19 protein-coding genes and 3 pseudogenes are annotated in these 21,455 nt (G+C 72.0%); 15 read left to right on the top strand and 7 right to left on the bottom strand.

Translation table 11 applies throughout. The features are described 5' to 3' along the window. The first annotated feature begins 63 nt into the window (after positions 1-63). Together ACWD1U_RS10925 and ACWD1U_RS10920 are read left to right on the top strand one after the other, a co-directional pair. Positions 64-906, top strand: a complete 843-nt coding sequence (locus tag ACWD1U_RS10925) for an NmrA family NAD(P)-binding protein (RefSeq protein WP_451106370.1) — start codon at positions 64-66, stop codon at positions 904-906. Between the two features lie 137 nt (positions 907-1,043). Further along, positions 1,044-1,958, top strand: a complete 915-nt coding sequence (locus tag ACWD1U_RS10920; RefSeq protein WP_451106368.1) for a YceI family protein — start codon at positions 1,044-1,046, stop codon at positions 1,956-1,958. A gap of 219 nt (positions 1,959-2,177) precedes the next feature. On the opposite strand, the pseudogene ACWD1U_RS10915 reads toward ACWD1U_RS10920, so the two are convergent. Both ACWD1U_RS10915 and ACWD1U_RS10910 read right to left on the bottom strand, forming a co-directional pair. Next, a pseudogene (locus ACWD1U_RS10915) lies at positions 2,178-2,255 on the bottom strand (DUF6083 domain-containing protein); the annotation flags it as partial. A gap of 358 nt (positions 2,256-2,613) precedes the next feature. Then, positions 2,614-3,101: pseudogene (locus ACWD1U_RS10910) on the bottom strand (MFS transporter); the annotation flags it as partial. A 161-nt stretch (positions 3,102-3,262) separates the two neighbouring features. Between ACWD1U_RS10910 and ACWD1U_RS10905 the strand changes: the two are divergent. Further along, positions 3,263-3,805, top strand: coding sequence for a hypothetical protein (locus ACWD1U_RS10905; protein ID WP_451106366.1), 543 nt, complete (start codon positions 3,263-3,265; stop codon positions 3,803-3,805). A gap of 13 nt (positions 3,806-3,818) precedes the next feature. Here ACWD1U_RS10905 and ACWD1U_RS10900 read toward each other — a convergent pair whose 3' ends face one another. Both ACWD1U_RS10900 and ACWD1U_RS10895 read right to left on the bottom strand, forming a co-directional pair. Further along, positions 3,819-4,211 (bottom strand): SCO5389 family protein, encoded by a 393-nt coding sequence (locus tag ACWD1U_RS10900; RefSeq protein ID WP_451106364.1) that lies wholly within the window; start codon positions 4,209-4,211, stop codon positions 3,819-3,821. 69 nt (positions 4,212-4,280) lie between these two features. After that, positions 4,281-5,240 carry an ATP-binding protein gene (locus ACWD1U_RS10895; protein ID WP_451106362.1) on the bottom strand — a complete coding sequence of 320 codons (960 nt, stop codon included), beginning with the start codon at positions 5,238-5,240 and terminating at the stop codon, positions 4,281-4,283. Between the two features lie 151 nt (positions 5,241-5,391). Between ACWD1U_RS10895 and ACWD1U_RS10890 the strand changes: the two genes are divergently transcribed. Next, positions 5,392-6,906, top strand: a complete 1,515-nt coding sequence (locus ACWD1U_RS10890; protein ID WP_451106360.1) for an ABC transporter substrate-binding protein — start codon at positions 5,392-5,394, stop codon at positions 6,904-6,906. A 133-nt stretch (positions 6,907-7,039) separates the two neighbouring features. On the opposite strand, the gene ACWD1U_RS10885 is transcribed toward ACWD1U_RS10890, so the two are convergent. Then, positions 7,040-7,801 (bottom strand): CDP-alcohol phosphatidyltransferase family protein, encoded by a 762-nt coding sequence (locus tag ACWD1U_RS10885; protein ID WP_451106358.1) that lies wholly within the window; start codon positions 7,799-7,801, stop codon positions 7,040-7,042. A 108-nt stretch (positions 7,802-7,909) separates the two neighbouring features. Here ACWD1U_RS10885 and ACWD1U_RS10880 point away from each other — a divergent pair, with 108 nt between their 5' ends. From ACWD1U_RS10880 to ACWD1U_RS10860, 5 genes and pseudogenes are all read left to right on the top strand, one after another. Then, the gene (locus ACWD1U_RS10880; protein WP_451106356.1) at positions 7,910-8,890 is read left to right on the top strand and encodes a zinc-dependent alcohol dehydrogenase; all 981 of its coding nucleotides are present in this window, start codon (positions 7,910-7,912) and stop codon (positions 8,888-8,890) included. Positions 8,891-9,003: 113 nt separating this feature from the next. Further along, the gene (locus ACWD1U_RS10875) at positions 9,004-9,402 is read left to right on the top strand and encodes a 6-pyruvoyl trahydropterin synthase family protein (RefSeq protein WP_031118546.1); all 399 of its coding nucleotides are present in this window, start codon (positions 9,004-9,006) and stop codon (positions 9,400-9,402) included. Next, entirely contained in the window at positions 9,399-10,604 is a 1,206-nt protein-coding gene (locus ACWD1U_RS10870) for a glycosyltransferase family 4 protein (protein WP_451106354.1), read from the top strand. The genes ACWD1U_RS10875 and ACWD1U_RS10870 overlap by 4 nt, the downstream gene beginning before the upstream one ends. Further along, entirely contained in the window at positions 10,601-11,650 is a 1,050-nt protein-coding gene (locus ACWD1U_RS10865) for a class I SAM-dependent methyltransferase (RefSeq protein WP_451106353.1), read from the top strand. The genes ACWD1U_RS10870 and ACWD1U_RS10865 overlap by 4 nt, the downstream gene beginning before the upstream one ends. Then, a pseudogene (locus ACWD1U_RS10860) lies at positions 11,647-12,720 on the top strand (lysylphosphatidylglycerol synthase transmembrane domain-containing protein); the annotation flags it as partial. The gene ACWD1U_RS10865 and the pseudogene ACWD1U_RS10860, both read left to right, overlap by 4 nt. Before the next feature lie 155 nt (positions 12,721-12,875). Here ACWD1U_RS10860 and ACWD1U_RS10855 read toward each other — a convergent pair. After that, positions 12,876-13,604, bottom strand: a complete 729-nt coding sequence (locus ACWD1U_RS10855) for a creatininase family protein (protein ID WP_451106351.1) — start codon at positions 13,602-13,604, stop codon at positions 12,876-12,878. 41 nt (positions 13,605-13,645) lie between these two features. On the opposite strand from ACWD1U_RS10855, the gene ribA reads away from it, so the two are divergent. Both ribA and ACWD1U_RS10845 read left to right on the top strand, forming a co-directional pair. After that, positions 13,646-14,305, top strand: coding sequence for a GTP cyclohydrolase II (gene ribA, locus ACWD1U_RS10850; protein WP_451106350.1), 660 nt, complete (start codon positions 13,646-13,648; stop codon positions 14,303-14,305). 146 nt (positions 14,306-14,451) lie between these two features. After that, positions 14,452-15,501 (top strand): saccharopine dehydrogenase, encoded by a 1,050-nt coding sequence (locus tag ACWD1U_RS10845; RefSeq protein WP_451106348.1) that lies wholly within the window; start codon positions 14,452-14,454, stop codon positions 15,499-15,501. Between the two features lie 127 nt (positions 15,502-15,628). Here the strand turns inward: ACWD1U_RS10845 and ACWD1U_RS10840 are convergent, their stop codons facing one another. Next, a complete protein-coding gene (locus ACWD1U_RS10840) occupies positions 15,629-16,858 on the bottom strand; it encodes a serine hydrolase domain-containing protein (RefSeq protein ID WP_451106347.1) in 1,230 nt (409 codons plus the stop codon). Positions 16,859-17,011: 153 nt separating this feature from the next. Here ACWD1U_RS10840 and ACWD1U_RS10835 point away from each other — a divergent pair, with 153 nt between their 5' ends. The 4 genes from ACWD1U_RS10835 to ACWD1U_RS10820 all read left to right on the top strand — a co-directional run bounded on the left by ACWD1U_RS10835 (position 17,012) and on the right by ACWD1U_RS10820 (position 21,450). Further along, positions 17,012-17,305, top strand: a complete 294-nt coding sequence (locus ACWD1U_RS10835; RefSeq protein ID WP_451106345.1) for an ArsR/SmtB family transcription factor — start codon at positions 17,012-17,014, stop codon at positions 17,303-17,305. Continuing rightward, the gene (locus ACWD1U_RS10830) at positions 17,302-17,691 is read left to right on the top strand and encodes a VOC family protein (RefSeq protein ID WP_451106343.1); all 390 of its coding nucleotides are present in this window, start codon (positions 17,302-17,304) and stop codon (positions 17,689-17,691) included. The genes ACWD1U_RS10835 and ACWD1U_RS10830 overlap by 4 nt, the downstream gene beginning before the upstream one ends. A 343-nt stretch (positions 17,692-18,034) precedes the next feature. Beyond that, the gene (locus ACWD1U_RS10825; RefSeq protein WP_451106341.1) at positions 18,035-20,437 is read left to right on the top strand and encodes a SpoIIE family protein phosphatase; all 2,403 of its coding nucleotides are present in this window, start codon (positions 18,035-18,037) and stop codon (positions 20,435-20,437) included. Positions 20,438-20,439: 2 nt separating this feature from the next. Then, on the top strand, positions 20,440-21,450 hold the full coding sequence (locus tag ACWD1U_RS10820; protein ID WP_451106340.1) for a LacI family DNA-binding transcriptional regulator: 1,011 nt from the start codon (positions 20,440-20,442) through the stop codon (positions 21,448-21,450). Positions 21,451-21,455 lie beyond the last annotated feature (5 nt).

Below are 21,455 nucleotides of genomic sequence, written 5' to 3'. Positions count from 1 at the left end.
GAGCCCCGACGCGCCCAGGTCTTGCGGACAGAAGATGACCGCAAGCCTTCCTAGGGTCGAGGCATGACTCAGACGCAGAAGATTCTCGTCACCGGCGTTACCGGAACCGTCGGCCGTCAGATCGTCGCCGAGCTGCTCGCCAGGGGCCACGAGGTGCGCGCCCTCACGCGGGATGCCGCGAAGGCCGGCTTCCCGGCCGGGGTCGAGGTCGTCGAGGGCGACCTGACGGAGCCGGACAGCCTGGCCCCGGCCCTGGAGGGGATCACCGGGCTGCACCTGATCACCTTCGGCGGTGCCGCCTTCAGCCCGCTGGAGACCGGTCCGCGGATCCTGGAACTGGCCCGCGCGGCCGGTGTCCGCCGGGTCACGGTGCTGCACGGCGGCGGGCCCACCCCCCTGGAGGACGCGGTGCGGGCCGACGAGGGCGTGGACGGGACCGTGCTCATGCCGGTCGAGTTCATGGCCAACGCCCTGGAGTGGGCGGAGGGAATCGTGACCTCGGGCGAGGTGCGGGAACCCTTCGTCGACCGGCTGAGCGCCATGGTCCACGAGGGCGACATCGGCGCCGTCGCCGCGGTCGCGCTCACCGAGGAGGGCCACGGCGGCCAGGAGTACGTGATCACCGGCCCCGAAGTGCTCACCGTGGGCGACAAGGTGAAGACGATCGCCGCCGCCGTCGGCCGGGAGATCGCCCTGGTCGAGCTGACCGAGGAGCAGGCCCTCGCGCAGTGGCGGGCGGCGGGCCTCCCGGAGGACGTCATCGGCTTCCTGCTCATGGCGTACGGGGACACCCCGGAGGTGGGCCGTACGGTCGCCGGCACCGTCGAGAAGGTCACCGGCCGCCCGGCGCGCACGTTCGCCCAGTGGGCCGCCGAGCACGCGGACGCTTTCGCGGGGCGGTCCTGACTGTCTCGTAATGAGACACCCGCAACGAAGCCCGGTCCTTCAAGATCGACGAGGGGGTGTGACCGCAGCAAGGTGCGGCCGTCGGCGTGCGCTGAACCCGCGCCGCACGGCCGCGCACCCGAAGAAAGGTGAACGACATGGCCCTCACACTGCTCCGGCGCCGGTGGCACAAGAGGACCTCCGCCGCAGCGGCGGGCCTCGCCCTCCCCCTCCCGTCCGGCGCGGGCGCCGTCGCCCGCGAGGTCGTCGACCCGATGGGCTCGCCCCTGGCGGCCGCGAACGTCACCGTCACCGCCCTGGACACCCACCGGGTCGCCGCCCGCGGCACGACCGACCCGTACGGCTACTTCCTCGCGGCGCTGCCGCCCGGCCGGTACAGCCTGCTCATCTCCGCGGAGGGCCTGCGACCGCACCGCGAGACGATCGAGACAGGCGCGGGCGCCCCGTCGGCGACCGAGCGCGTCTGGCTGCAACCCGCCGAGGCGCTGCCGCTGCCGACGCCCGGGACCTGGCTCTTCGACCCGCCGCACACCGCGATCCGGTTCATCGCCAAGCACGTCGGCATGGCCCATGTCCACGGCCGCTTCGAGCGTTTCGAGGGCGGCATCCGGATCGCGCAGGACATGACCGACTCCCGCGTGCACGTCCGCATCGACGCCTCCAGCATCACCACCGGCAACACCACCCGCGACAGCCACCTGCGGTCAGCCGACTTCCTGGACGTCGAACGCTTCCCGTACATCGACTTCACCAGCGCACGCTTCGCCTACCGGGGCGGCAGCAAGTGGACGCTGCTGGGCTCCCTCACGATGCACGGTGTGAGCCGCTCGGTGTCCCTGGACACCACGTACCTCGGCACCGTCAACGGCGGCTACGGGCAGGAACTGCGCTGCGCGGCCCTGGCGACCGCGGAGCTGCATCGCGAGGACTACACGCTCAACTGGCGTTCCATGCTGGCCCGGGGCATCGCGGTGGTCGGCCCGACGGTGCAACTGGAACTGGACGTCCAGGCGATGTACCGCACCCACGACACCCCGACCCCGCCGGAATAGCGGGCGACCACCTGCCGGGGCGAAGGGGCCGGGCAGGTACAGCCGAAGCCCCGCCCGATCGGGTGAGGAGCCCTCTGCCGTGCTCGGGCGGGCGACACCTCGAGCGGCGCGCACCTGCCCGGCGTCCTGCCACGCCTCCGGCGGGCGAGGCGGTTCCGGGTCGGTTCGCCGGTCCGCCGCCCGGGCATTCTCCTTCCGCAGCGCCGCCGGCCAGGGCCACAGATCCGGCAACGACTGCTGCGCGCACGCCGGTCGATGCTCGATCAGGCACCGCTGCGATCCGTACGGCGGGCACACGCCGTACACCGTGCCCCGGCCGTCCGACAGCTCGATCCACCGTGCTCCGCAGGCACGAGATGCGCCGCCACCTCCACCCCCGGCTCCAGCAGCACCCAGCGAGGTGCTTTGCTGTGAGCGGCGGATGGAAGCGTAAGAATCCCATTCTCTCAGGGCAGCGGGCGCCTCTTCTCATTTCGCCGTCCACAGGCCGACCATTACGCGGTGGTCCAGGCTGCACAGCTGCCGCAGTGGCGCGATTCTTCCCATCCCGTTCGGCGCTGATCTTCGCGATGACAGCTCCGTCGCCGACTGGGAGCGACACGTCAACGAGCAACGCCCCTGCCATCGGGCGGGGCGTTGCTCGAGATGGTCTGTTTCAGAATGCCTTTCGGTCGGCGGGCTTCTCGATCTCGGTGGTCACCCGTGCCCCTCGGAAGAGCACCGGGAGCCACAGGAGACATGCCAGCAGGGGGACCGCGGCGTAGGTGGCCATGCCCACACTGGAGCCCAGCCCGTCCATGAGCGCGCCGAGGACGAGATAGCCGGTGCCGATGAGCGCCGACTCCACGAATGCGATCATCGACAGCAGGCTCGCCCGGTGGCGCGACGGGGCACTGCCTCGTTGAACGCGTTGTCCACGAGCACGGCGGTGATCTCCGGAATCCCGACCAGGGCCAGGAACGCGGCGATGGTGACCCAGACAAGGCCGAGGCCGCTCAGGCCGAGTGCCGCGGCGAGCGTCAGGAGAGACACCGGGACTATGACCCGATACCCGATGTGCCGGTTCGCGCGGTCCGACAGCAGCGGAGTGAGCCCGCCGGCGAAGAATCCCGCCGATATGACCACGCTGACCAATGCGGTGCCCAACAACCGCCGATCCTGCTTGGTCGGCCAGTTCCCACGCCGCCTGTTTTCACGCGATCGGGTGGTGCTGCGGAGAAGCGGGCACGGGCTGTCTTCGGGGCCCGTTCGAGCTGGTGACGGGGACTTCTCGTCCATTGTCATCACGGCAACGGGAGCACACCATGGGCCTGCACTTCCACCGCAACCCCGACGGCACGACGACGGGGCGCAACGAGGCCAACGGCTTCACCGTGACGCATGCCGAAGAAGAAGAGGTGAAGCGGCAGTTGTACGAGGACGCCGGGTGGGAGTACACGCCTCCACCGCCTCCCGTTCCGCCCGGGTTCCATCGGTTCTCCTTGGTGCACGACGAGTTCCGCGACCTGGGGTTCGGGGACGAGAGGTACGCGGCGGTGCGGACGCGTCCGCCGGAGGGGTGCGTGCCGGTCGACTGGGGTCACTTCGCCCTGGAGTGCGAGCGGCCGGGGAAGACGCTCATGGACGCGGTCGCCGGAACGGTGGCGGAGATCCGCCGGGAGCACGGGCTGGTGATGAACAGCATGGGTGTCGAGAAACCCCAGGAACGGTTCGACGCGGACAACAAGAGCGGACACGCGGCGAAGATCGTCGCGCACTTGGTCCTGATGGCCGCCGACCGCGCCCGAGTGCTCGGATACGGGCGCAAGGACGTGGTCCGGCTACTCGATGCCACGGGGATCGAGTAGCCGGTGCGGTGGGTCAGCAGTCCCTGAACTCCGGCGACTGGTTCAGGATCTGGGACCGCGCGGACGTGAAGCGCGCGTACGTCTCCCCGTCCCGCGCCGCCGGGCGGAATGCCGCCACCCGGTGGCAGTTCTGGAAGGCCAGGGTGATGCCGAAGTGGCGTTCCAGGCTGGTGCGGATCGCGTCGCTGGCGAGGGCGCGCAGGAGTTGGCCACGCTCCTGTTCGGACGGGGGAGGGGTCTGGTTGTCCGTGAACTCCGAGTGGCCGTTGTGGAGTTCGGAGGCGAGGGAGGCTATGAGGTCGTAGGCGTAGGGGAGGGACGTGCGGACCGTGTCCACGAAGTCCTCCTCGCGGATGTCGCCCTGCTCGGCTTCGGCGAGGAGCTTCGGGGAGACGTCGAGAGACATGGGGAGTGTCGTCCTGTCTGGTTGGCGGTAGGGCGGTAGGGCGGTAGGGCGGTAGCGGGTGGGAGGAGGTCAGGAGTCGGGCCGGGTGCCCGGGACGTAGTCCGGGTCCACCTGTGCGGCCAGGTCCTCGCCCGTGCGGGCGTCCGCCCACGCTCGGGCGTTGCGCAGATGGAACTCGACGGCGTGGTGGTGGAGCCGGTCCCAGTCGCGCGGGTGGGAGTCGACGGCCTCGCGGAGGACGGCGAGCGCGTGGCGGTTGTGCGGCTCCAGGGAGTCCAGTGCGTCCAGGCCGCCCTCAATGCGGCCCTGTTCGGCCGCGCGGACCCAGGGGGACTGGACCAGGTGGGTCAGGAGGTCGTCTCCTACCTGTTCCTTGAGGAAGAGCAGGTCCTCCTCGCAGGTCACCTTGTTGCCGATGACCGCGATCCGGATGCCGAACCGCTCGGCGTGGTCGCGGTACTGACGGTAGACCGAGACGCCCTTGCGGGTGGGTTCCGCCACCAGGAAGGTGATGTCGAAGCGGGTGAACAGGCCGGAGGCGAAGGCGTCCGCGCCCGCCGTCATGTCGACCACGACGTACTCGCCGGGGCCGTCCACCAGGTGGCCCAGGTACAGCTCGACCGCTCCGAGCTTGGAGTGGTAGCAGGCCACACCCAGGTCGGACTCGTCGAACTCGCCCGTGACCATCAGCGGCACGCCGCCCGCCCGGCCGACGTGACGGGCGTGGAGTTCGTCGTCGCCGAGCGGGCGGAGCAGGCGGGACCCGCGGCCCGGCGGGGTCGTCTTGATCATCGCCTCGCGGGAGCTGATCCGGGGATTCGTGCCGCGCAGGTAGTCCTTGATCGAGGCCAGGTGCTCGCCCAGGGGAGGGGCGGACGCCTCCTCCTCGCCGAGCGCCTCGGCCAGGTGCTGGTTGATGTCGCCGTCGATGGCGAGGACCGGGGCGCCGGAGCGCGCCAGATGACGGGAGAAGAGCGCCGACAGCGTGGTCTTGCCGCTGCCGCCCTTGCCCACGAACGCGATCCTCACGGCCGCCTCGCCTTGTTGAAAATGGATGTCATGTGGTCAGGTTTAGGGAGTGATCGCCACCGCTGTCAAATCGCTTGACCCGTCCGGGACTTGCGCACCCGCCGGTGCCTGTCACCCGGTTGAACGGCGTGTTCCGCTTGATGCCTATGCTGTGCAAGTGCGTCCCCAGAGCATCAAAAACCGCCTCCGGTTCCTCACCGCCCTCGCCCTCGTCCCGTGCCTGGCCGGCTGCTTCGCCTCCCCCGGCGGGGAGTCGTCGTCGGACGGCGGGCAGCCGGGCTCCCGCTTGCGCGTCGCCCTCGCCTTCCCGCCCGCCGAGAACTTTTCGCCCTACGGGGCCGACGCCACGCTGCTCAGCCGGCTCGGCGTCACCGAGGGGCTGACCGCCCTGGACGCCAACGGCGCCGCGGCCCCCGCGCTCGCCGAGTCCTGGCGCCGCGAGAACGACCGCACCTGGCGGTTCACCCTGCGCGAGGCCGCCTTCCAGGACGGCACGGACGTCACACCGTCCGCCGTGGTCGCCGCGCTCACCCGCGCGACGAAGGCGAAGCCCGCGCCCGCCGCTCTCGCCGGTGTCACCCTCAGCGCGAAGGCCGACGGCAGCCGCGGCGTACGTGTCACCACCGCCGCGGCCGATCCCGTCCTGCCCATGCGCCTGTCCAGCCCGAGCCTGGCGATCCTCTCCCCGAAGGCGTACCGGAAGACGGGCAATCCCGATCCGGTCGGCACCGCCACCGGGCCCTTCGAGATCACCGAGGTCAACGGCGGCGGCTCCGCCGCCCTCGACCGCTTCGACGACTACTGGGGCGGCCGCGCCCAGGCCTCCGGCGTCGACGCCCGCTTCGTCAAGGACGGCACCGCACGCGCCAACGCCGTACGCACCGGCGCCGTCGACATCGCCGAGGCGATCCCCGTCGCCCAGGCCGCCACGCTCGACAAGGCCACCCTCAAGAAAGCCGGCACCACCCGGACCACCAGCCTGCAGCTCAACACCAGGACCGGGCCCTTCAAGGACCCGAAGCTGCGCGCCGCCGCCCGCACGGCGATCGACTCCTCCGCCATCGTCAAGGGCGTCTTCGAGGGGTACGCCGACCCGGGCGCGGGCATCTACGGTCCCGCCGTCACCTGGGCCGAGAGCAAGCGGGTGAAGCCGACCGGACGCGCGAAGGCCGCCCGGCCCGACGGCACGCGGATCACCCTCGCCACCTACGACAACCGGCCCGAGCTTCCCGAGGTGGCCCAGGTCGTGCAACAGCAGCTCCAGAAGGCGGGTTTCACGGTGAAGCTGGAGGTGCGGGAGTACTCACGGCTGGAAAGCGACGCGCTCGCCGGGAAGTTCGACGCGGTCATCGGCGCCCGCAACAGCCTCCTCGACACCGGCGACCCCGTCGGCATCCTCGCCAGTGACTACACCTGCGACGGCGGTTACAATCTCGCCCTGCTGTGCGACAAGAACGTCGACCGGGCCGTCGAGAAGGCCGACAAGACCGACGGCACGGGCGAGCGGCAGGACGCCGCCATGGCGGCCGAGGCCGCGGTCCTCGGCACGGACGCGGTCGTGCCGCTGGCCCACCAGCAGATCATCGTCGGCGTCTCCACCCAGGTCCGGGGCGGGCTGCTCGACCCTTATGAGCGGACCCTGGTGGGTGCCGGGACGCGTCGCTGACCGTACTGGATCAGGCAGACCGGTTCAGGGGGGTGGCTTCCGGGCCGACCGCGCAGGCCGCCACCAGGCCCATCACGTACAGCGTCTGGGAGACGATCCGGTTGCGGGTGAGGGCCGCGACCAGATCCGGCGGTCAGCCCGCGACCAGCTCCCGCACCTGCCGCGGAGCCGGGACCTCGTCGACCCGCGAGGTCCGGTACAGCCACAGCACGTCCCGCCCGAACGACCACACCAGCAGGCCCAGCGCCAGGGCCGCGACCGCGAAGTTGGCGGCGTGGGGCAGCAGATCGGCGCCCGCCAGCAGCAGGAGCACGCCCTGGAGCGCGGCGACCGTCTTGCGGGCGGTGCTCGGCGGGAGCGCGGCCGTCAGCCAGGGCCAGACACGGGCGGCGGCGACGAAGACGTACCGCATGCCGCCGATCAGCAGCACCCACGGGCCCAGTCGCATGGAGACGTACACGCTGAGCACCAGGATCAGGAACGCGTCGACCTCCATGTCGAAGCGGGCCCCCAGCGGGGTCGACGTGCCCGTGCGGCGGGCCACCTTGCCGTCGACACCGTCGAGGATCAGTGCCACCGCCGTCAGCCCGACGAACAGCGACACGGGCGGCGAGCTCTGGAAGGAGTCCGCGACCAGCGCGGTGACGCCGCCGACGAGGGTGGCCCGGCCGAGGGTGACCCGGTTCGCCGCGCCGAAGGAGCGCAGCCGGGAGCGGTGCAGGGCCCGGGAGAGCACCGCCCAGGTGGCGATCGCGAACGCGAGGCCGCTCAGCCAGCCCGCCGGGCCCATCCCGATCGCCGTGCCGATCAGGGCCAGTAGCAGGACCTGCACGCCCGCCCCCACAGCGGTCTCCTGCTGTACGAGCCTCGCGTCGTAAGTGTTGTTCAGGGCCACCGAACACCCTCCGGCCGTGTGACAGAGTCGATCAACGCCGCTACCTTGTGCGCGGCCTGTGCACCCCTCGGTACGCAAGCAGCTTCCCGATCGTTCAGGAGGACTTCGATGAAGCACACCGCACGGTCGTTCTGGATCGACTCGCCTGGGCGAGGGGAGATCCGGGACGTCGACCTGCCGGAACGCGGCGAGGACGAGGTACTGGTCCGCGCGCTGTTCTCCGGCGTGAGCCGCGGCACGGAGACGCTCGTCTTCCGCGGCGGCGTGCCCGTCAGCCAGCACACCGCCATGCGGGCGCCGTTCCAGGAAGGCGACTTCCCGGGCCCGGTGAAGTACGGCTACCTCAGCGTCGGCGTGGTGGAGGAGGGGCCCGAGCCGCTCGTCGGCCGTACGGTGTTCTGCCTCTACCCGCACCAGAGCCGTTATGTCGTGCCGGCGAGCGCCGTGACGCCCGTGCCCGACGGCGTGCCCGCCGAACGGGCCGTGCTCGCCGGGACCGTGGAGACCGCCGTCAATGCCCTGTGGGACGCCGCGCCCCTGGTCGGCGACCGGATCGCCGTGGTCGGCGGCGGCATGGTCGGCTGCTCGGTGGCCGCCCTGCTCGCCCGGTTCCCCGGCGTCCGCGTCCAACTGGTGGACGCCGACCCGTCCCGCGCGGGGACCGCCGAGGCGCTCGGTGTCGGCTTCGCCACCCCCCAGGACGCCGACGGGAACTGCGACCTGGTGGTGCACGCCAGCGCCACCGAGCAGGGCCTCGCCCGGTCCCTGGAACTCCTCACCGCCGAAGGGACCGTGCTCGAACTGAGCTGGTACGGCGACCGGCAGGTCAGCGTGCCGCTCGGCGAGGCCTTCCACTCCCGGCGGCTCGTCATCCGCAGCAGCCAGGTCGGCACCGTCTCCCCGGCCCGCCCCAACCGCACCTACGCCGACCGGCTCGCCGTCGCTCTCGACCTGCTCGCCGACCCGGCCCTCGACGCCCTCGTCACCGGCGAGTGCGACTTCGAGGACCTGCCCGACGTGCTGCCGAAGCTCGCCTCCGGCGAGATTCCCGCGCTGTGTCACCGCGTCCGTTACGACGAGAGCGCCTGACCTGAGAAAAGACGTACCCGAGACTGAACAGGGGAAGGCAAGGAGCCGTAATACACGGCATCCCCGGCAGCCACAGCGGGGGAGCAGACGCGCCGCACCTGGAGGGTCGTCCGTTGTTCAGCATCACCGTCCGCGATCACATCATGATCGCCCACAGCTTCCGCGGCGAGGTCTTCGGACCGGCGCAGCGCCTGCACGGTGCCACGTTCCTCGTGGACGCCACGTTCCGGCGCGAGCAGCTGGACGAGGACAACATCGTCGTCGACATCGGGCTCGCCACCCAGGAACTGGGGGCGGTGGTCAGTGAGCTGAACTACCGCAACCTCGACAACGAACCCGACTTCGCGGGAATCAACACCTCCACGGAGTTCCTCGCCAAGGTCATCGCCGACCGGCTCGCCGAGCGCATCCACAAGGGGGCGCTGGGCGAAGGCGCCAAGGGCATCGCGGGCCTCACGGTCACCCTGCACGAGTCGCACATCGCGTGGGCGAGTTACGAGCGTGCGCTGTGACCGACACGACCATCGAACGGCCCGGACAGACCGGACCGGTGCCCGCGCGGCTGAATTATGTTCCCGTGCAGCACGCCACCCTGAAGAACGCCGAGATCATCCCCATGTCCCTGCGCACCGTGCACTTCGTGCTGCCGGGCGGCGTCGACGACCCGACGGCTCCGAGCGGCGGCAACGCCTACGACCGCCGTGTCTGCCTCGACCTGCCCGGCTTCGGATGGCAGGTGACCAAGCACGCGGTCCCCGGTGACTGGCCCCGGCCGGGGACCGACGCCCGCACGGAACTCACCCGCGCGCTCGCCGCGTTGCCCGACGGCTCCGTGGTCCTGCTCGACGGGCTGGTGGCCTGCGGCGTGCCCGAGATCGTCGTGCCGGAGGCGGAACGGCTGCGCATGGCCGTCCTCGTCCACCTCCCGCTCGGCGACGAGACCGGGCTCGCCGCGGCCGTGGCGGCCGAACTGGACGCCAAGGAGCGGGCGGTGCTGCGGGCGGTGCCGGCGGTGATCGCCACCAGCGACTGGGCGGTCCGCCGCCTGGTCTCCCACCACGGCCTGCCCCCGGAGCGCGTCCACGTCGCCGCCCCCGGCGCCGACATCGCGCCGCTCGCGCCCGGCACCGACGGTGTCTCGCGGCTGCTGTGCGTGGCCGCCGTGACCCCGCGCAAGGGCCAGCACCGGCTGGTGGAGGCGCTGGCCACGGTGACCGACCTGCCGTGGAGCTGTGTGTGCGTCGGCAGCCTGACCCAGGACCCGGAGTACGTCGCCCATCTGCGGTCCCTCATCGCCGAGCACGGCCTTCAGGACCGGCTGGAACTGGCCGGACCGAAGTCCGGCGCGGCGCTGGACGCAAGCTACGCCACCGCCGACCTGATGGTCCTCACCTCCTACGCCGAGACGTACGGCATGGCCGTGACCGAGGCGCTGGCCCGGGGCATCCCGGTGCTGGCTACGGACGTCGGCGGCCTGCCGGAGGCGGTCGGACGCGCCCCCGACGGCGGGGTGCCCGGCATCCTCGTGCCGCCGGAGAACCCCGCCGCGATCGCCGCGGAACTGCGCGGCTGGTTCGGCGAGGCGGACGTACGGCGCCGTCTGAAGGCCGCCGCCCGCAGCCGCCGCGCCGCCCTCGACGGCTGGGCGACGACCGCACAGAGCCTGGCGGCCGTACTGCGCCGGCTTCCGACCGAACCCCGGAGGGCCGCATGACGAACCAGGCGACGACCCGGCAGAGCGGCACGATTCCGGCTCCACCGGGGCCGAGGGAGGCGGTCGAGTCGACGGACGGCGTGGTTCCGGGCGCGGGTACCGGTGGGATTTCCGGGCGGGCCCACGCCCCCGGCGCCGTCATCCCCGGCGCCGGCCCGAGCGGCAAGCCCGGCTCGCGGCCCACCGTCAAGCTGCGCGAGGCCGACTCCGACGATCCGCCCCGCTACGCGCCCGAGTGGCTTCAGTTGCGCGAGCCGGCCGACGCCGCCGCGCGGGCGCACGACCTGCTCGACCCGTTGCGGATCCGGCTCGCCAACCTGCCGGGGAGGCCGGGCGGTGTCGTCATCCACGACCTGGGGTGCGGCACCGGCTCGATGGGCCGCTGGCTCGCGCCCTGCCTGGACGGCGCCCAGCACTGGATCCTGCACGACCGCGACCCCTACCTGCTGCACTTCGCCGCCGTCGGCTCCCCGCGCTCGGCCGCCGACGGCAGCCGGGTCTCCGTGGAGACGCGGCGCGGTGACATCGCCCGCCTCACCCCGGACGCCCTGCAGGGCGCGTCCCTGGTGACGGCGTCCGCCCTGCTGGACGTCCTCACCCGGGAGGAGATCGAGACGCTGGCCGCCGCCTGCGCCGGAGCCGGCTGCCCCGCCCTGCTGACGCTGTCCGTGGCCGGGCGCGTGGAACTGACCCCGTCGCACCCGCTGGACGAGGAGATCGCCCGGGCGTTCAACGACCACCAGCGCCGCGACGGACTGCTCGGCCCCGACGCGGCCACGGCGGCGGCCGAGGCGTTCTCCGAGCGCGGCGCGACCGTACGGCTGCGTCCGAGCCCCTGGCGGCTCGGCCCCGAGCAGGCCGCGCTCACCGAGCAGTGGCTGCGCGGCTGGGTGGGCGCCGCCGTCGAGGAGCGCCCCGAGCTGCGGGCCGAAGCCGACGTCTACCTGACCGACCGACTGGCGGCCTGCGCGGCGGGCGAGTTGCGGGTCACCGTCCACCACACCGATCTCCTGGCCCTGTGCCGCCCGGCGGGCGGAGCGTCATGAGTCCTCGGGCGGCGGGCACGACGGTGGTGCCGCGGGGGGCGGTGCGCGAGCGGCCGGCGCCCGTCGACGCGGTGCGGTCGCCGGACACCGGCGGCGACCCGGGTCCGTCGAGCGCGCCGGCCACTTCCGGTGCGGACGCGGCCGGCTCCGACGCCCTGTCCGTCACGGCCCCGGTGACCTCATACCCCCGCGGCCATGACGCCGTCGCCTCGCCGTCTCGTCGCCCGATCCGTACCGCCCTCGCCCGCCTCGGATCCCCCAAGGTCCGTACCCACCTGGGCACTCTGGCCGGCGTCGCCATCCTCGGTGTCCTGCTCTGGCGGCTCGGTACCGGCGTCTTCCTGGACGGGTTGCGGCGGATCGACGCCGTGTCGGTGCTGCTCGCGCTGGGCATCGGGCTCGTCACCACCGTGTTCAGCGCCTGGCGGTGGGCGATAGTGGCCCGGGGGCTGCGGATCCGGCTGCCGTTCGGGCCGGCCGTCGCCGACTACTACCGGGCGCTGTTTCTGAACGCGGCCCTGCCCGGCGGCGTTCTCGGCGACGTGCACCGGGCCGTGCGGCACGGGCAGAGCGAGGGGGACGTGCGACGGGGCGTGAAGGCCGTCGTCCTGGAGCGGGCCGCCGGGCAGATCGCGCTGTTCGCCGTCGGGGCCGTGGTGCTGCTGACCATGCCGTCGCCGGTGCTGGCCGAGGCCCGGCACATCGCCCCGCTCGCGGCCCTGGCTGCCGTGGGCGCGCTCGCCGTCGTCCTCGCCCTGCGCTTGAGCCGCGCGGCACCCTCGCGCCGGGGCGGAAAACTGCGCTCCACCCTCGCCGAGGCTCGCGAAGGGCTGCTGTCCAGGAGCAACGGGCCCGGAGTGGTCGTCTCCTCCGCGGTGGTCCTGGCAGGTTACGTCGCGATGTTCGTCCTCGCCGCCCGCGTCGCCGGGACCGGCGCCTCCGTGGCCGTCCTGCTGCCCCTCGCGGTCCTCGCCCTGCTGGCGATGGGCCTGCCGCTGAACGTCGGCGGCTGGGGGCCGAGGGAGGGCGTCACCGCCTGGGCGTTCGGCGCCGCCGGCCTGGGCGCCGGCCGGGGACTGGCCGTCGCGGTGGTCTACGGGGTGCTCAGCCTCGTGGCGAGCCTGCCCGGTCTGATCGTGCTCGTCGCCCGCTGGTACGCGGGACTGCGCGCCGGGTCCCGGTCCGTCGCACCGGACCCCCTTCCCGGCCGCGCACCCGCCGTCGACTACGCGTCGGAGGTGAGCATCGAGAAATACGCCCCGAAGGAATCCGCCAGGCTCGCCAGGAGTTCCTTCCCCTTTTCCGCCGAACCCAGCGAAGGACGGCCGATGACACCGGAATCGGTATAGCCGGACATGCCGAGGGTGAGCAGATGACGCCGGTCGTCAGCGACGAAATCGGAAGTCTCATAACCGGGTCGGAGCATTTCGGGATGAGCGTGCAGAAGTATGGAGGTTTCTATTTCCCCCGCATGCATGTCGGTGAGCAGCGAGGTGACCACACCCGCCCGCTCCCGCGCCGCCTCCCAGTCCTCCGTGGCGGGGAAGAGCGCCATCCGCTCGCCGCGGGCGGAGGATTCCTGAACGACGTTGCCCAGGACGTAGTTTCCGCCGTGCCCGTTGACCACCACCAGGGCGTCGACGCCGGACCGGCGCAGCGAAGCCGCTATGTCCCGTACCACCGCATGAAGGGTCACCGAGGAGATGCTGACGGTCCCCGGCCAGGCCGCGTGCTCGTGCGAGCACGAGATCGTCACCGGAGGAAGGAGGTGCACCGGGTACGCGCCGGCTATCTCCCGCGCGACGGCACAGGCGACGAGCGTGTCGGTCGCGAGCGGCAGGTGCGGACCGTGCTGCTCGAAGCTCCCCACGGGAAGCACCGCGACCTGCCGTGAGACACCGGCCCCCCGCATCCGTACGTCCTCCGTGGTGTCCGCCGGCACCAGATCACTCATCACGACACGGCCTTTCGTCTCTGCTTAGGAACTCGAGAATCATGACAGAAAAAATTGGCGTACTCGGCAAGAAGTCACCGCAGCGGACCGGCGTGGAACGCGTCGTGAATGCGCCCTTGCCCACCGTGTACGGGAAATTCCAGGCGGTCGGCTATCTGGACCACGACCGCGGTGACGAACAGGTGGCGCTGGTCTACGGCGAGATCGGCGCCGACGACGTCCTCATCCGCCTGCACTCGGAGTGCCTGACCGGCGACGCCTTCGGCTCCCAGCACTGCGAGTGCGGTGACCAGTTGGACGCCGCCCTGCGCGCGGTCGTCGCCGAGGGCGCCGGTGTGGTCGTCTACCTCAGAGGGCACGAGGGCCGCGGCATCGGCCTGCTCGCCAAGCTGCGTGCGATGGCCCTGCAGGCGGAGGGCCTGGACACCGTCGAGGCCAACCTCGCGCTCGGCCTGCCGGTCGACGCCCGCGACTACGGTGTGGCCGCCCGGATCCTGGAGGACCTGGGTGTGCGGTCCGTCCGCCTGATGTCCAACAACCCGCGCAAACGCGAGGCGTTGGTGGACCACGGCATAGAGGTCGCCGAGCAGGTCCCGCTGCTGATCCCGCCGTGCGAGAACAACATCACCTATCTGCGCACCAAGCGGGAGCGCCTCGACCACCACCTGCCCCACCTGGACGCGGTGGTCAGCTCCTCCTGACCGCCCCGGCCGGGTTCCCGATTCCCCGACGTGACCTGGGCGGATCCGTGCGCCACCCGCAGCCGGGCCGCGTACGCTTCGTGGACGTCCGCCCCTTGAGCGCCGGTCCTCAGCGGCCGGCGCCTCACGCCGGAGGCCCACCTGGTATGACCGAGCTCCATCTGTGGCTGCGCCACGAGGCCCGAACGACCGAGCGACGCACACCGATCGTGCCCGACGACGCCCGGCGGCTCGTCGGGCACGGAGTGGAACTGACCGTCGAGCAGTCCCCGCAGCGGGTCTTCCCGATCGAGGAGTACGAGGCGGCGGGCTGTCGCACCGCCCGCGCGGGCTCCTGGGTGTCCGCGCCGCGGGACGCCGTCGTGCTCGGCCTGAAGGAACTGCCCGACGAGCCTGCCGAGCTGACGCACCGGCACGTCTTCTTCGGCCACGCCTACAAGGGCCAGCCGGGAGCGGCCGGCCTGCTGCGCCGGTTCGCCGCCGGGGGCGGGGCGCTGTTCGACCTGGAGTACCTGGTGGATGACACCGGGCGGCGCCTCGCCGCCTTCGGCTTCTGGGCCGGCTACCTCGGCGCCGCCCTGGCCGTGCTCCAGCACCGGGGACGGCTGCGGGCACCGCTGACGCCCACGACCAAGGAGGAACTCGACGAGAGGCTGAAGCCCGCCCCCGAAGACCCCGCATTCACCGGCCTCGTCATCGGTGCCCTGGGCCGCAGCGGCCGCGGTGCCCGCGTGGCCTTCGCCGCCGCCGGTGTCGAGCCGACCTGCTGGGACCTCGCCGAGACCCGCGATCTGGACCGCCCCGCCCTGCTGCGGCACGACGTGATGGTGAACGCCGTGCTCGCCACCAGTCCCGTCCCGCCCTTCCTCCGCGAGCGGGACCTCGACACCCCGGACCGCCGCCTGCGCACCCTGTGCGACGTGACCTGCGACGTCGGCTCCCCGCTCAACGTCCTTCCGGTCTACGACGACACCACCGACTGGGACGAGCCCGCACGACGGCTGCGCGACGAACCCCCGCTCGACCTGATCGCCATCGACAACCTGCCCTCCCTGCTGCCGCTGGAGTCCAGCGCCGACTTCTCGGCCGCTCTGCTGCCCCACCTGCTCGCCTTCGGAGTCAGCGGGCCCTGGGGGCGCTGCCTGGACCGGTTCCGCCAGGCCTGCCGTGAACACGGCCTCGACCAGCGGGAGTGACATGCGAGGGGCTCGGCCCGACGGAGCCGCGGCCTCGGACCCGACGGAGCCGCGGCCTCGGACCCGACGGAGCCGCGGCCTCGCCCCCGACGGAGCCGAGGGCCCTGCTCGACCGGGCCCGGGGGGCTCAGCCCGAGAGGGCCTCGTGGACCAGCCTCTTCAGGTCCTTGAAGACCGTGTGTGAGGTCCTGGGCCGCACCTGCGTCATGAACTGCACCGTCAGGTCGCGGCCCGGGTCCACCCAGAACGTCGTCGTGGCCACCCCGCTCCAGCCGAAGGCGCCGAGCCCGGACGGCACCTGTGTGCGGGACGGGTCGATCACCACCGAGCAACCGAGGCCGAAGCCGATCCCCTCGTTGCCGGGTTCGTCGTGGGCGGGGCGGCTGCCGAAGGCACGCAGATCCGCCCCGCCGGGCAGGTGGTTGCGGGTCATCAGGTCCACCGTCTCCGGGGCGAGGAGCCGGACACCGTCGAGTTCGCCCCTACGGCGCAGCAGCTCCATGAAGCGGTGGTAGTCGTGGGCCGAGCACACCATGCCGCCGCTTCCCGACAGGAACCGAGGCCGGCCCCGCAGCGGCAGCCCGGGGATCGGCTCGATGCCACCGCCCTCCTTCTCCCCGTACATCTCGGACAGCCGGGGCGCCTGCTCGTCCGTGACGTGGAAACCCGCGTCGGTCATGCCGAGAGGGCCGAAGATCCGCTCGGCGCAGAACACGTCGAGCGGCTGACCGGACACGACCTCGATGACCCGGCCCAGGACGTTGCTGGCCACCGAGTAGTTCCACTCGGTGCCCGGTTCGAACTGCAGCGGCAGGCTCGCGTACACCTCGATGGTCTCCGCGAGGTCCGCGCCCGGCGGCACGGACGACTCCAGGCCGGCTTCGCGGTACAGGGCGTCGACGGGGTGGGTGTGATAGAAGCCGAAGGTCAGTCCCGATGTGTGGGTCATGAGGTGCCGGACGAGTATCGGGCCGGCGGCCGGGCGGGTCCGGACGTCGGCGCCGGAGCCGCCGGTGTACACCCGGGGCTCGGCGAAGGCCGGCAGATGATCGGCCACCGGGTCGTCCAGCGACAGCCGGCCCTCCTCCACCAGCAGCAGCGCGGCGACCGCGGTGACCGGCTTGGTCATGGAGTAGACCCGCCACAGCGTGTCCGGCTCGACGGGGAGCCCGGCCGCGATGTCGCGCAGGCCGTGCGTGGCGAGGTGGGCGACGCGTCCGCCGCGGGCGACGGACACGAGGAAGCCGGGCAGACGCCCCGCGTCGACGAAGCGGGCGAAGTGCCGGTCCAGCCGGTCCAGCGCCCGCGGATCCAGCCCGGCCTCACCCGGTTCGACCTCTTCTCGCAGCTGTGCCATGGCTTCCTCCGTCGCGCTCGTCGAGGTGAGATCCGGCATACCCCGACCGGACCGCCTCCCACCCATCGTTGTCCGGGAACCCTTCGCGTGGGAACGCGTGAGCGATCGTTCCGGCCTTGATAGGCAAGTCGATACTTGCCTATGGTGGGGGTCATGGCGGAGGATGTCTTCAAGGCGCTGGCCGACCCCACCCGCCGGCGCATCCTGGACGAGCTGGTGGAGCGGGACGGGCAGAGCCTGTTCGAGATCTGCACACGGCTGGTGACCAAGCATGGTCTGGGGTTGTCCCGCCAGGCGATCAGTCAGCACCTGGCCGTACTGGAAGCGGCGGGCCTCGTCGTCACGCGCCGCGAGGGCCGCTACAAGTTCCACGACCTGAACGCCGAACCCCTTGAGCGCATCATGACCCGATGGCTCAGGCCCGAGGAACCGGAGAACGCCCCATGAGGATCCACATCACCGGCGTCTTCGTCGACGACCAGGACAGGGCCCTGCGCTTCTACACCGATGTCCTGGGCTTCGTGACGAAGCACGACGTCCCGATGGGTGCGGACCGGTGGCTGACCGTGGTCTCACCGGAGGACCCCGACGGGACGGAACTGCTGCTCGAGCCCTCCGGACATCCCGCGGTGCAGCCGTACAAGACGGCGCTGGTCGAGGACGGCATCCCGGCCGCGTCCTTCGCGGTGGACGACGTGCAGGCGGAGTTCGAACGGCTGCGCGGCCTGGCGGTGCGGTTCACCCAGGAGCCGCTGGAGCTGGGCCCGGTCACCGCCGCGGTGCTGGACGACACCTGCGGCAACCTCATCCAGATCGTGCACACCAAGTCCTGAGACCAGGTGTGCTGTTCGGAGAGGTCGTGACACGGCCGGCTGGGCGGCGGCCGCTGACGCCGGTGCGGGGTCGGTGGTGGTTGTACTGGTCCAGCCAGTCGGGAAACGCTTCCTGCCGTTCGGCATCTGAGGTGGAGGGGCGCTGGTCTCACGACGGGCGACGCACCCGGGGTGTTCCCGGGGTTCCGCCACCTCGGTCCATCCGACTTGTCCGATTCTCCCGTGGCGCGCACGCTGGACTGTGAGTGACACCGCCGGTACGAATTGAGCTGGAATGGCCACTTATGATCAGTCTCAGGGTCACTACGGGTGGTCACCGGGTGCTGCGACAGCCACCATCAGTATGGAGGGCATGGTCACGGGGTGGAGCGAGGGGGCTCGGCGGCTGCTGGGCCACCGTGCCGGGGAGGTCATCGGACGCGCGGCGGCCGGACTCCTCGCCGGTCCGGAGCCCCTCGACGCGGCCGGGCTGTCCCTGGCGGGCTCCCAGGAATGGAGCGGCACCGCGGCACTGCGGCACCGGGACGGCCACCTCGTCGAGCTGACCCTGCACGCCCATCCGTCGCTGGGCGGCGACGGCACCCCCCAGGGTTTCGTCGTGACCGCCACCACGGGTCGCGAGTCGGAGCACGATCTGAGGATCGTGGAGTGGGCGTTCGCCCAGTCGTCGATCCCGCTGTCCACGTATGCCACCGCCTCGGGCTCATGGCGGCTGAACGTGGCCGCGGAAGGCGGTGAGCGGGAGGTCCCGACGGCCGCGGGCGAGGAGACGGGGGCGACCGGTGGCGGGCAGGTGGCCGAGGGCGATCCGCCGCCGGATTCCGCTCCCCCGGCCGACGCCCGCGCCGACAAGGGCTTCCTGGAGTGTGTCCGCCTGGTCGCCGAGGAGGCCCGGCCGATGCGCTACGAGCGCTTCGGCCGGGTTCAGCCCTCGGCTCGCCAGCGGGCCTGGATCATCGAGCTGTGGCCGGTCCGCGATCCCGCCACCGGTGAGGTGGTCGGCGTCGGCACCGCGACGTTCGACAGCAGTGAGCAGCGCTCCGCCCGCCAGCGGCTGGCCCTGCTGAAGGAGGCCGGCACCCGGATCGGTACGACCCTGAACGTGACGCGGACCGCCGAGGAGCTCGCCGATCTGGTCGTTCCGCGGCTCGCCGACTTCGTCAGCGTCGACCTGCTGGACTCCGTGCTGCTCGGCGAGGAACCGGTCCCCGGACCCGTCGACGCGGCCGTGGTGCTCCGCCGGGTCGCGCACCAGTCCGTCACCGTCGGCGGCGACACACCCGAAGCCGCGGTCGACCTCGGAGAGGTCGACACCTACCCCCCGTACTCACCCCCTGCCCGTTCCCTGAGCAGCGGGCAATCCGTACTCAGCGGCATCGGCGACCCCGACTTCGTCCGGTGGGTCACCGAGCACCGGATGAGGAGCACCCGGGTCCGGGAGTTCGGGCTCCACTCGCTCATGGCCACCCCGCTGCGGGCCAGGGGCATCACCCTCGGGGTGGCGGTCTTCGTGCGCGGAGAGGGTTCCGAGCCCTTCGAGCAGGACGATCTGCTGCTCGCGGAGGAACTCGCCGGCCGGGCGGCCGTGGGTGTGGACAACGCGCGCCGTTACACCCGCGAGCGCACCAACGCGCTCACCCTCCAGCGCAGTCTGCTGCCCCGTGCTCTCCCCAGGCAGGCGGCCGTCGAGGTGGCGTACCGATACCTGCCGGCCGGTACCGGCGTGGGGGTGGGCGGCGACTGGTTCGACGTCATCCCCCTGTCGGGCACCCGGGTGGCCCTGGTCGTCGGCGACGTGGTCGGGCACGGCATCCACGCCTCCGCCACCATGGGGCAGCTGCGCACCGCGGTGCGCACCCTCGCCGACGTGGATCTGCCGCCCGACGAGCTCCTCACCCACCTCGACGACCTGGTCATCCACCTCACGTCGGACGACGCCGGGGCCGAGACGGGCCTGCGGGACACCACGGGCGAGATCGGGGCGACCTGCCTCTACGCCGTCTACGACCCGGTCTCCCGCGTCTGGACCCTCGCCAGTGCCGGCCACCTGCCGCCCGCCGTCCTGCTCCCCGACGGCACGGTCAGCGTGGTCCAGCTGACCCCCGGTCCGCTGCTGGGAGTCGGCGGTCTGCCCTTCGAGTCCACCGAGCTGGAACTGCCCGAGGGCAGTCTGCTGGCCTTCTACACGGACGGCCTGATCGAGGCACGCGATCGAGACGTCAGCCTCGGCCTCGACCGGCTGTGCGACGCCCTGGCCCACCCCGTTCCCTCGCTGGAGGTCACCTGCGACGCCATCCTCAAGGCCCTGTTGCCCGACAGCCCGCCCGACGACGTGGCCCTCCTCCTGGCGCGCACCCGAGCCCTGCACGCCGACCAGGTCGCCGCCTGGGCCCTGCCCGCCGATCCGGCGATCGTGGCCGACGCCCGAGCCCAGACCAGCCGTCAGCTCGCGGCCTGGGGGCTGGAGGACGCGGCGTTCGTCACCGAGCTGGTGGTGAGCGAGCTCGTCACCAACGCCATCCGCTACGGGGACGTACCGATCGGACTGCGGCTGATCCGGGACCGGACCCTGATCTGCGAGGTGTCCGACGGCAGCAGCACCGCCCCGCACCTGCGCCGTGCCCGCACCTACGACGAGGGCGGGCGGGGGCTGCACATGGTCGCCCAGCTCACCCAGGGCTGGGGCACCCGCCAGACCACCATGGGCAAGACCATCTGGGCCGAACAACCCCTCCCGGCCAGCTGACCATGGCAGAACACCCGGGCGTTCCGACGCCGCAGAGGCCCGCGGACACCGGTGGCCGGACCCACACGCTGGGGCTGCTCTACCCGCCGGCTGACCGGAATCGCGTCTACACGACGATGCAACTCGCCTTCATCGGCGGGGTGGCCGAGGCCGCCGCCGGCTACGGCTACGACCTGTTGCTCTCCCCGGCGGACACGGACGACGACCCTTCTTTCCGGCGGATGGTGGGTGAGGGGCGGCGGACGGGCGGCGGGGGGCGGGAAGAAGGGGAGCGGCCGTGTGCGGGCGTGCCACGCGTCGACGGCGCGATCGTCATGGAGGTCCGCCGGGACGACGACCGGGTCGGCCGTCTCGCCGAGGCCGGCTTCCCGTTCGTCGCCATCGGCCGCAACCCCCGGGCTGACGTGGCCGGCTGGGTGGATCTGGACTTCGCGGGCCTGGCGAGTGCCTGCGTCCAGCACCTCGCCGACCTGGGCCACCGAAGGATCGCCTTCGTCAACCGGTCGGAGCGGCTCTTCGCCAGCGGCTACGGGTTCGCGCGGCTCGGCGACGAGGGCTACACCGAGGCGATGACGAAACTGGGGCTCACCCCCCGTGCGTATCTCTGCGACGACGACATCGTCTCGGGGCAGGAGGTCGTGGAGCGGATCCTGCGGGACGATCCGGCGACCACCTCCCTGGTCACCCAGAACGAGGCGGCCCTGGAAGGCCTCTACCGAGGGCTGACCCGGCACGGCCGCAGCGTGCCGCGCGACTTCTCGGTCGTCGGTGTGGCGGCCAGCCCCTGGGCCGAGCAGGTGAGCCCGCCGCTGACCGCCGCCGACATACCCGCCAAGGAAATGAGCCGGGTGGCCGTCGACCTGATGGTGGAGCGGCTGCGCTCACCCGGCGCGAATCCCCGGCACGTCCTGATGAAACCCCTGATCACCCTGCGCGCCAGCACAGGCCGCTGCCGACCGGTGCCCGGCTCGGAACCCGAGCCGGAGTTTCCGGATTTTTACCAGGATTTCTGATACGT

Source organism: Streptomyces sp. NPDC002788, assembly GCF_053592115.1.
This window is presented reverse-complemented; position numbering and strand designations above follow the sequence as displayed.

Bases quoted from the DNA above. Each gene is read 5' to 3' on its own strand.
- ACWD1U_RS10925 (WP_451106370.1), top strand. From the start codon at position 64: ATGACTCAGACGCAGAAGATTCTCGTCACCGGCGTTACCGGAACCGTC.
- ACWD1U_RS10920 (WP_451106368.1), top strand. From the start codon at position 1,044: ATGGCCCTCACACTGCTCCGGCGCCGGTGGCACAAGAGGACCTCCGCC.
- ACWD1U_RS10905 (WP_451106366.1), top strand. From the start codon at position 3,263: ATGGGCCTGCACTTCCACCGCAACCCCGACGGCACGACGACGGGGCGC.
- ACWD1U_RS10900 (WP_451106364.1), bottom strand. From the start codon at position 4,211: ATGTCTCTCGACGTCTCCCCGAAGCTCCTCGCCGAAGCCGAGCAGGGC.
- ACWD1U_RS10880 (WP_451106356.1), top strand. From the start codon at position 7,910: ATGAAGCACACCGCACGGTCGTTCTGGATCGACTCGCCTGGGCGAGGG.
- ACWD1U_RS10865 (WP_451106353.1), top strand. From the start codon at position 10,601: ATGACGAACCAGGCGACGACCCGGCAGAGCGGCACGATTCCGGCTCCA.
- ACWD1U_RS10855 (WP_451106351.1), bottom strand. From the start codon at position 13,604: ATGAGTGATCTGGTGCCGGCGGACACCACGGAGGACGTACGGATGCGG.
- ribA (WP_451106350.1), top strand. From the start codon at position 13,646: ATGACAGAAAAAATTGGCGTACTCGGCAAGAAGTCACCGCAGCGGACC.
- ACWD1U_RS10845 (WP_451106348.1), top strand. From the start codon at position 14,452: ATGACCGAGCTCCATCTGTGGCTGCGCCACGAGGCCCGAACGACCGAG.
- ACWD1U_RS10840 (WP_451106347.1), bottom strand. From the start codon at position 16,858: ATGGCACAGCTGCGAGAAGAGGTCGAACCGGGTGAGGCCGGGCTGGAT.
- ACWD1U_RS10835 (WP_451106345.1), top strand. From the start codon at position 17,012: ATGGCGGAGGATGTCTTCAAGGCGCTGGCCGACCCCACCCGCCGGCGC.
- ACWD1U_RS10830 (WP_451106343.1), top strand. From the start codon at position 17,302: ATGAGGATCCACATCACCGGCGTCTTCGTCGACGACCAGGACAGGGCC.
- ACWD1U_RS10825 (WP_451106341.1), top strand. From the start codon at position 18,035: ATGGAGGGCATGGTCACGGGGTGGAGCGAGGGGGCTCGGCGGCTGCTG.
- ACWD1U_RS10820 (WP_451106340.1), top strand. From the start codon at position 20,440: ATGGCAGAACACCCGGGCGTTCCGACGCCGCAGAGGCCCGCGGACACC.